Origin of the sequence: Myxococcus sp. AM009 (assembly GCF_013372605.1) — a bacterium.
Classification (GTDB): domain Bacteria; phylum Myxococcota; class Myxococcia; order Myxococcales; family Myxococcaceae; genus Myxococcus; species Myxococcus vastator.
Genome location: NZ_JABXEP010000227.1, coordinates 1 through 8,736 on the forward strand (window position 1 = coordinate 1; position 8,736 = coordinate 8,736).

The 8,736-nt window shown below is 69.6% G+C and carries 10 protein-coding genes, 1 tRNA gene and 1 pseudogene; 8 read left to right on the plus strand and 4 right to left on the minus strand.

The genetic code is table 11. From position 1 onward, the window contains the following. The 4 genes from HV824_RS33100 to rraA form a co-directional block, all read left to right on the plus strand. Positions 1-1,082 (plus strand): hypothetical protein (locus HV824_RS33100; RefSeq protein WP_306465659.1); only part of this gene is annotated, 1,082 nt, incomplete at its 5' end. After that, positions 1,079-2,161 (plus strand): HEAT repeat domain-containing protein, encoded by a 1,083-nt coding sequence (locus HV824_RS33105; protein WP_255208533.1) that lies wholly within the window; start codon positions 1,079-1,081, stop codon positions 2,159-2,161. The genes HV824_RS33100 and HV824_RS33105, both read left to right, overlap by 4 nt. A 93-nt stretch (positions 2,162-2,254) precedes the next feature. Then, on the plus strand, positions 2,255-3,232 hold the full coding sequence (locus HV824_RS33110; protein WP_176425044.1) for an aldo/keto reductase: 978 nt from the start codon (positions 2,255-2,257) through the stop codon (positions 3,230-3,232). Between the two features lie 15 nt (positions 3,233-3,247). Continuing rightward, positions 3,248-3,745, plus strand: a complete 498-nt coding sequence (rraA, locus tag HV824_RS33115; protein ID WP_176425045.1) for a ribonuclease E activity regulator RraA — start codon at positions 3,248-3,250, stop codon at positions 3,743-3,745. A 30-nt stretch (positions 3,746-3,775) separates the two neighbouring features. Here rraA and HV824_RS33120 read toward each other — a convergent pair whose 3' ends face one another. Further along, entirely contained in the window at positions 3,776-4,738 is a 963-nt protein-coding gene (locus HV824_RS33120; protein WP_176425046.1) for a hypothetical protein, read from the minus strand. 276 nt (positions 4,739-5,014) lie between these two features. Between HV824_RS33120 and HV824_RS33125 the strand changes: the two genes are divergently transcribed. Then, entirely contained in the window at positions 5,015-5,812 is a 798-nt protein-coding gene (locus tag HV824_RS33125; protein WP_255208534.1) for a helix-turn-helix domain-containing protein, read from the plus strand. 88 nt (positions 5,813-5,900) lie between these two features. Further along, positions 5,901-6,290, plus strand: coding sequence for a VOC family protein (locus tag HV824_RS33130; RefSeq protein ID WP_176425047.1), 390 nt, complete (start codon positions 5,901-5,903; stop codon positions 6,288-6,290). 6 nt (positions 6,291-6,296) lie between these two features. Here the strand turns inward: HV824_RS33130 and HV824_RS33135 are convergent. Together HV824_RS33135 and HV824_RS33140 are read right to left on the minus strand one after the other, a co-directional pair. Next, positions 6,297-6,372: transfer RNA gene (locus HV824_RS33135), tRNA-Pro, on the minus strand. Positions 6,373-6,566: 194 nt separating this feature from the next. Then, on the minus strand, positions 6,567-7,322 hold the full coding sequence (locus tag HV824_RS33140; protein WP_176425048.1) for a transposase: 756 nt from the start codon (positions 7,320-7,322) through the stop codon (positions 6,567-6,569). Positions 7,323-7,592: 270 nt separating this feature from the next. On the opposite strand from HV824_RS33140, the gene HV824_RS33145 reads away from it, so the two are divergent. Then, positions 7,593-7,973: a winged helix-turn-helix domain-containing protein gene (locus HV824_RS33145; RefSeq protein ID WP_217917950.1), complete on the plus strand. Its 381-nt coding sequence runs from the start codon at positions 7,593-7,595 to the stop codon at positions 7,971-7,973. A gap of 128 nt (positions 7,974-8,101) precedes the next feature. On the opposite strand, the pseudogene HV824_RS33150 reads toward HV824_RS33145, so the two are convergent. Next, positions 8,102-8,365, minus strand: a pseudogene (locus tag HV824_RS33150) (transposase); the annotation flags it as partial. 84 nt (positions 8,366-8,449) lie between these two features. Between HV824_RS33150 and HV824_RS33155 the strand changes: the two are divergent. Beyond that, the coding region (locus tag HV824_RS33155; protein WP_176425050.1) for a transposase at positions 8,450-8,736 on the plus strand (287 nt) is incomplete at its 3' end.

The following is an 8,736-nucleotide window of genomic DNA, read 5'->3' on the forward strand; positions in this document are numbered from 1 at the left end:
GCGCCTCCCCTCCCCACAACCAGGCCCTCCGCGCACGAGCCCGTGGCTGGACCCGCGCGCTCTGGCCCTTCCTCTTGTGTGGCGCCACCCCCGCCATGGCCGCCGAGCAACCCCTCCAGCGGCTTGCGCGCCTCACCTGCCGCGCGGGCTACTTGGACTTCGAACAGCTCCACGGACTGCCCGCCGTGCGCGCCGCCATCCAGCAGGCCCTGGCGCAGCACGACCCCGCCGCCCTCGCCTTCCTCACCGAACGGATTCCGGAAGTCCTGGGTGGAGACGCCCAGGCCGCGCACCAGGTGCTCGACGGGGCTGACACCGCGCCGGCGCCCGAAGCCGCCGTGCTGCTGGCCGGCCTGCGTGAAGCCTCCGCGGTGAGGGATGCACGCGTGGCCGAGCGGCTCCTCAACATGGCGGAGCAGCACGCCTCCACCGACCACCGCGCGCAGGCCCTGCGGACACTGGAGACACAGGCGCGCTTCGGCGCCCCTGCGCAGGACCGGCTGACGGCGTTGGCCAGGAGCGGCACGGCACCGCAGGGCATGTCCCTGCTCGCGGTGAGAACCCTGGGCTGGGTGATGAAGAACGACTTCCAGACAGGGAGCTCGGTGGAGCCGTACCTCATGCGGCTCCTGACACTGGCTCGGGAGTCCGAGGACCCTCACGTCCGCGCATTGTCGGTGGAGTTGGCCGCGTCCTTGTCCGTGCGACTGGATGCGCGGGCCGTGGAGCAACTGGCCTGGGTGCTGGAGAAGGACTCGGATGCCAACGTCCGGGAGCTGGCGGCCCTGGCGCTGTCGGATGGCCGCGATACGCGCGTGGTGCTGAACCACTTCAGCGCCGCGTTTGCTGGAGAGCAGCGCCTGTGCGTGCGCTGGGCGATCCTGAGATACACGCTCCGGGCCGGTGGCGCCGCTGCCCTGTCCCAAGTGCGGGACTACGCGAGGCAGGACCGCCGATTCGCACGAGACGTCGCCGACTTCCAGGCGCTCTACGACGCGGGGCATGTGGACTTCGACCGGCTGTGGCTGAACAAACGCGTGTATCACCGCTGCCCTGAGGACGTGGAGGCCCGGACGCCATGAGGAGTCCACGCGGAAGGCTCGGCTGGGGCCTCCTCGCCGCGGCGCTGGGCGCAGCCGTGGCAGGCACACGCCTCTGGAGCGCCCCAGACAGGAACATCGAACCCGTCCTCGACGCCTCGGCGCCACATTCCGCTGACGCCGGACGTCCGGCGCTCCCGCCCCTGCCCGCGCATGCGCAGCCGCTGAAGGAGGTGCCGTGTGAGGTCACCGCGCTCCTCGCGGAGTATCGCCAGGGCCACGCCTCACCGGCGTACCGGCGTTACGTGCGAGAACAACTCCGCGGGCTCGTGGAGTCACTGTCCGAGGACGTGCATTGGCGGCACCTCAGCCAGGAGCAGGACGCTGACGTGCTGGCCTTGCTCTCCGACACCTGGGTGCTGCGCTACGCGCTGGAGGGTCAGGCCCGCATCCTGGAGCGGCTGGTGGACCGCGTGAGGGAGACACCCGACGCGCGCCTGCGTGCCGTGTTGATTCGCTCACTGCGACAGTCGGGGGAGCCCTCCACGCAATTGTTGGGCATCCAGGTCCTCAAGGGCCGCGACGTCTACCGCGACTGGGTGACGGACGCGGCGCCCGAGGTCCGCGCGGCCGCGGTGGAGAACTTCCGGGAGGAAGCCGCTCGCAACAGCGGCCGCTACCGCGTGGTGGCGGAGCGCGCGGTGTCGCTGGCCACCGTCGCGGACGATTCGGCCACGGCGGCGGGACTCCTGGGCGCGTCTTCCATCGAAGCGGTGAGAGGCCCGTCGGTGGCGCGGGTCCGCACCCTGCTCCAGTCAGCGCAGTCTCCCGACGTGCGCGCCGCGGCGGCACGGGCCCTGGCGACCTCGCCCGTGGCGGAGCTCGCCGCGAGCCTTGATGCGCTCGCCGCCCGCTACAGCGCCGAACCCGATGCGAGCGTGCGCGAGGCGCTGCTGGAGTCCATCTCCCGGCTGGGCCTGAGCCGCGCCGTGCCCGTCCTCGAGCGGCTCCGTGACACGAATGCCGCGGCCCGAGACGAAGTGGCGCCATGGCTCGCGTTGCTCGCGGAGCAACCGCAGCGCTGGGAAGTGCTCGATATCGCGCGACGTTCGCTCCGATGAGCGGGGCATTTTGACCTGCGCCCTGTTTCGGGACGCGTTAGCTACGCCGGCCACGGCCCGCGCGCCGGCCACCCATCGAGGGAGAGACAGGCAATGCCCCAGACGAAGCTCGAAGCACGCAAGGCGCTCGGAACCACGGGCCTCCAGGGCTCCCCCCTGTGTCTGGGTGGAAACGTCTTCGGTTGGACAGCCGACGAGGCGACCTCGTTCACGGTGCTCGATGCCTTCGTCGACAACGGCGGCAACTTCATCGACACGGCGGACGTCTATTCAAGCTGGGTCCCCGGCAACCGCGGCGGCGAGTCGGAGACACTCATCGGCAAGTGGATGAAGTCGCGCGGCGCCCGGGAGCGCGTCGTCATCGCGACCAAGGTGGGCTCGCAGACAGAGCTGGGGAAGGGCCTGAGCCGCGAACACATCCAGCGCAGCGTGGAGGCCTCGCTGCGCCGGTTGCAGGTGGACGTCATCGACCTCTACTACGCGCACTACGAGGACCTGGGCACGCCGGTGGAGGAGACGATGGCGGCCTTCGACGCGCTGGTGCGCGCCGGCAAGGTCCGCGCGCTGGGCACCAGCAACCACTCCCCGCAGCGGCTCACCGAGTCGATGGAGGTGTCCCGCCGCGACCACCTCGCCCGGTACGCGGTGCTGCAACCGCACTACAACCTCGTCGAGCGCAAGGGCTTCGAGTCCTCGCTCCGAGACCTCTGCGAACGCGAAGGGCTCGTGGTGGCGCCCTACTTCGCGTTGGCCTCCGGCTTCCTGACGGGCAAGTACCGCAAGGAGCAGCCGCCTCCGAAGTCGGCCCGCGCCGAAGGCGTGCTGAAGCGGCATGGGAACGCGCGCGGCTGGGCGGTGATTGATGCCCTGGACGCCGTGACGCGTCGGCATCCGGGAGCGACCTTCGCCCAGGTCGCGCTCGCGTGGCTCGCCGCCCAGCCCACCATCGTCGCGCCCATCGCGAGCGCGACGTCCGCCAGCCAGACGCAGGAGCTGCTGGGTGCGTTCACGTTGCAACTGACGGAGGAGGACCTGCGCGCCCTGGACGTTGCGTCATCCCGCGAGGACTGAGAAGGCTCCGAGCCCATGAGCACGTTCACCGACTTCAAGACGGCCGACCTCTGCGATGCCCACGCGGGCACGCCGCGGTTCCAGATCGCCGAGCCCGGGTTCCAGGACTACGGCGGCGTCCGGACCTTCGCGGGCCCCATCAGCACGGTGCGAGCGCCCGAGGACAACTCCCTCGTGCGAAAGGCCCTGGAGGAGCCCGGTCAGGGCCGGGTGCTGGTGGTGGACGGCGGAGGCAGCCGCCGCTGCGCGCTCTTGGGAGACCAGCTCGCGTTGCTCGCCCAGCAGAATGGCTGGGCGGGCGTGGTGGTGAATGGCTGCATCCGCGACGCCGAGGACGTGGGCCGCATGCGCCTGGGCGTCAAGGCGCTGGGCACCCACCCGCTCAAGAGCCTCAAGCGCGATGAGGGACAGCGCGACGTGGAGGTCCGCTTCGCCGGAGTCACCTTCCGCCCCGGCCACTCCCTCTACGCGGACCTGGACGGCATCGTCACCTCCGAGTCGCCCCTGGGCTGACACCAGAGGCCCCAGGCGGAGGTGCTGGCACTACCCGCGCCGCCACCACTTCCGCCGCGCGGCCCGCACGTCGGACCAGTCGACCAGGCAGTCCTGCACGTTCTCCTGGCCGCGCTGGGCGTCAGGCATGTCCCCTGACTCCACGCGCGAAATCAGCTCCGGCAGCCGCTCGTAGAACGTGGGCGAGCGGTACTGCGGATGCAATGTCCACAGGCCGGGCCCGGCGCCCAGGAAGTCCAGCCGCCACAAGCCACGGCGTGTGAGCCTTCGGGTGATGAGGTTCTCCGGCTCGCGGTACGGCGGATTGCCCGCGCGCAAGGCCCGCAGCACATGAATGGGCGGCGCCAGCTTCGCTCGCAGCGGGCCCACCCGGCGCGCCAGGGCGTCGCGGTCCACGAAGAAGGCCCGGCTGCTGAAGCGCCGGAAGCGGAACGCGTGGGAGCCCTGTGCATCGGGCGCGTACCAGCGCGTGTCTCCCGCAATCGTCCCGTCCGCGCGCGGCGGGCCCGACAACGGACTGCAGCTCACCAGTTCCTCGCGCGACGCGAGCTGCGCTGCCGCCTCCGCCATCCAGGTGCGCGACGCGCCGCCGATGAGCATGTCCGCGTCCAGGTGCAGCACATGCGGGTGCTTCGCCGCCGCGAGCCCGAAGAAGTAGGAATGGAAGGGCCCGCCGCGCGAGTCCTTCATGGGCAGCCGGGTGCCTCCGAAGAACTGCTCGGAGAGCGCCTTCGTGACGGCGGGGGAGTAGTCCACCTCCGCCACCCGGATGCGCGCGTCCGCCGAGGAAAGCTCCGCCAGCAACGCGTCCATCTTCGGCTTGCGCTCCAGCCACGCCCCCGCGAAGCGGCTGCCCTGGCTGCGGTGCAGGTCCAGCACGAGCAGCACCTCCTGCACGGAGGGACCGAGCTGACGAAGCTGATGCGGAAGGATGAGGCGCGCGTGCGGATGGTCCGTGGGCGCGAGGTTGATTTGCAGGGTGACCGGGCTCACGGTGTGTCCAGCAAGAGGGACCTCTCACTTGCCACACGCCGGGGACACCGCACAACTGAAGGAGCGCGGGGGCGCCCCAGCCACGGGGCTCGGTGTCAGAAGGAAGCGATGCCGTCGAACAGGTCTTCCGGTTCGGAATCAATGGGGAGGGGATTCACCCGGTTCGTCAGGTTCACTGTCGTCATGGCCACCGCTCCTTTCTTGGGCGAACGGACGCGCGGGCCACTCAGGGACTGACGTACCGACGCCGCTCCCAGTGGTGTAAGCAGGGACGTGATGGCGGAGGACGCACAGCAGCAGGGCTACACCCAGTGGGCACCGCCCGCCGAGATGGCGGATGCAGTGGACGCGTTCTGGCAGTTCTGGGTGCCCCGGAAGCCTCACCGCGGCGAGCCCCTCCCCCGCCAGCACCGGGTGCTCCCGGATGGCTGCACCGACCTCATCTTCGGCTTCCACCACGCGCCAGGCCCGGTGTGGCTGGCCGCTCCCCGGCTGGCTGTCGTCGGCCCCATGAAGCGCTTCGTCCTCGTGGACCTCGAGCCCGGCGAGGTGAGCCTGGGCGTCCGGCTCCGTCCTGGCTGGGCGCAGACCCTGCTGGGTGTCAGTCCGCGTGAACTCTGCGGACTCAACGTCTCCGTCCAGGACTGCTCGCCTGCCCTCGCACAGCTTCAGCGGCGAATGGAAGACTGCGCCTCGCCGGACCGGGCCATGGCTCTGCTCCAGCACACCATCGCTCGACACTGGGCTTCCTTCCGGAGTGTCGCGAAGCCCCGCGCCGTCCACGCCCTGGGACGTCTCCAAGCCTCGTCGGGGCAGGTACGCATGGCCGAGCTGGCTCGCTCGCTGGGCGTGAGTGAGCGCACCCTGCACCGGGACATCCTGAACGAAGCGGGCGTACCGCCGAAGCTGCTCGCGCGCGTCCTGCGCTTCCAGCGAGCGGTGTCCCTGGTGCGTTCCCGTGAGTGCGCGGACTTGAGTGACGTCGCGCTCGAATGCGGCTACGCGGACCAGGCGCATCTGTCACGAGACGTGCGGGAGTTGGCCGGCGTGTCCCCCACCGCACTCGTGGGTTGAGCGCTGTCCGATTCCTTCAAGACAGGCGCGCGCCATCCATGTGACGACGCCCTCACACAGACGTCCCACTGACCGACAGGAGTCCGCCATGAAGCTCGGCTACATCATCCTCTACGTACCGGACGTGAGCGCCGCCATCGCCTTCTACGAGAAGGCCTTCGGACTGGCGCGCCGCTTCATCCACGAGAGTGGCACCTACGCGGAGCTGGAGACAGGCACTACCGCCCTGGCCTTCGTCGAGGAAGGCGCGGCGAAGGAGCATGGCCTCACCGTGCGTCATCTGCGTCCGAAGGAGGACGCAGCGGCCATCGAACTGGCGCTCGTCACCGCCGACGTGGCCGCCGCCTACGCGCGCGCCGTGGAGGCGGGCGCCGAGGCCACGCAGCCCCCCAAGCAGAAGCCCTGGGGCCAGATGGTGGCCTACGTGAGAGACCTCAACGGCGTCCTGGTGGAGCTCTGCTCGCCGATGACGGGGTAGTGGCAATCGGGACGACTGGATTCGAACCAGCGACCTCGCGCACCCCATGCGCGCGCTATTGTCCAAGCTGAGCTACGTCCCGGAAACAACCTTGCCGCGAGCGGGATTCGAACCCGCAACCGCGAGGAGCGAAACCCCAGCAGGATCGCGCCCTTACCTCTCAACCTCCCGGAGTGCCTCGGATTCACCATCCCGCCCGTTCCCTCTCGTCCCACCCTGCTCCAGTGAGCCTGCCCCGATTCCGTGGCTCTCCCGCTCGTTATGTGATGGGTAATCTCAGGCGGTGAGCAGCACGCGGCGACGCAGCAAGTTGAAGCTGGCGCGGCCGAACATGTGGCGCTTGAGGAACTTGAGCTTCGTGATTTGGCCCTCTGCCTGGGCGTTGCTCCAGGGAGTGGTCAGCGCCGCCCGGACGGCATCGCCGTCCTGCTCAAGCCCCTGCGCGAAGGTCTCCACCGTGCGCACGCCGCACGTGCGCGCTTCGGCCAGCCACTGCTCGAAGGTGGCTGGTGTGGCGCACGACGAGGTCAGCTCGGCACCGTGCGTGACGCCGCGTTCGCGTACCAACTCGCAGAAGCGACGTGCCAGCGCCAGGACGCGAGCCGCTTCCGCATCCTGCTTGAGACGAGCCAGGGTGGCGGCCTCCGTGGCCGCGAGCGCGGACTGTGGCTGGACGCAAAGCCAAGCCATTTGCTTCGGCGAGGGGAAACTCCCGTTGGGGCGCGGGTTCGTGGGATTTGGGGCGTTACCGCAGCGCATACGGGGCATTGAGCGCGCTGGGGCCGTGCGCCGAGTCTGCAGCCAGCGATGGACCTGCCGCGACGTGCCTCCGAAGCCCCTGGCACGAATCTCCCGCCAGAGGGCGAGCGCGTTCGCGCACCCGGTGGCATGCCGCTGCTCCAGGTACTGCAGAAAGGGGTCGAGAATACTCGGACCAGGTACTCGGACAGCACGCTCCGGAAAGGTTTCCGCGCGGGCGTACTTGCGCACCGTGGCTCTCGCCAGCTTCAGGGTGCGGCTGATTCTCAGCAAGGGCTCTCCTCGCCAGCGCGCTCCTCGCTCCGAGTACGAGGGAAGCTGGCGTGACGGCGCACGAGGGAGGACTCCACCCCCGGTACTTCGGGGAGCACCCGAAGGCGTGCGTGAGCCCCCGTCAGCCATCGCTCCACCATCTGCCGTGCATTGAGCAGCAGGTGCCAGCGGTCTGGCACCTGCTGGGCATCGGGAGCACCGAGGGCCGCCGCACGGTAACCGTTCAGGGGAGGTGTTGAGGCCGTCGTCGCGGTGTGCAACCCGTGGCGGATGCGGACGAAAACCCCTGCGACGCTGGAATCGAAGATTGAACGACTGGTCCACGAGCACATGGTGGAGCAGCAACGCCTGGTGAAGGCGGCGGTGGAGCGAGCGTTCTCGGCGGTGGCTCCCGTGCCCTCCGTGGCGACGCAGCGGCGAGGGACGAGAGTCCGACGCTCTTCAGGTGCCGTCGCCGGCCTCGCGGAGCGGTTGCTCGATGCGGTACAGGCATGTCCGGGCGAGACGATGACGGTCATCGCCGCACGCGTCGGAGAAAAGCCACGTGCGCTTCATCGGCCGATGATGCGTTTGAAGCACGAGGGCCGCGTGCGCAGTGCGGGAGAGCGGAACGCGACGCGCTACTTCCCGATGGGAAAGAAGGCTGCGTAGCGCTCAGGGCGCGGCGAAGAGCGAGGGCGGGGGCGTTCCCGTCCGTGCGGCGGTGCAACAGGGTCAAGTCCCGAATCCTGTGTAGTTGGTTCGGAGGGGGTTCGGGGGAGGAAGGCTCCTCGGCGGCGTCATGCAGCGGAAGTGTCAGGGGTTGATTTCAGCAGAGACATGTCAAGGTAGCGGCGGTCATCCCAGACACCGGTGACTTCAAGTGCGACGGCGATGATGAGGCGCAGGGCGCTGGCGCGGTCCGGGAAGGCGCCGACAGCGCGGATGCGGCGCTTCACCTCACCGTGGAGGCGCTCCAGGCCGTTGGTGCTGCGTAGGCGCTTCCAGTGGGCCTGGGAGAAGGCGAAGAAGCAGGTGGCGGCGGCGAAGCCCTCGCGCAGGCACTCCCCCCCTGTGTCAGGGAAGATGTCGCCTCGGCTGACGTGCCGAGCTGACAACGCCCAGGGGGCGAGAGCAGGCAGGACGCAGTGTCGTACACGGATGCATTCAAGGCGCAGATGGTGAAGCGGATGGTGGGCCCCGGCGCGGTGAGTGCCGCGGCGTTGGCCCGCCAGGTGGGCGTCTCCCAGCCGACGCTGTCGCAGTGGTTGCGGGAGGCGAATAAGTTGGCGGCCATGACGCCCCCGCCCGAGGAGAAGCCCGTCAGCCCCAAGAAGTGGACGCCCGAGGAGAAGTTGCGCGTGCTGGCGGAGGCACATGGGCTGGCGGGCGAAGCCTTGGGAGCGCTGCTGCGCCGAGAGGGGCTGCACGAGGG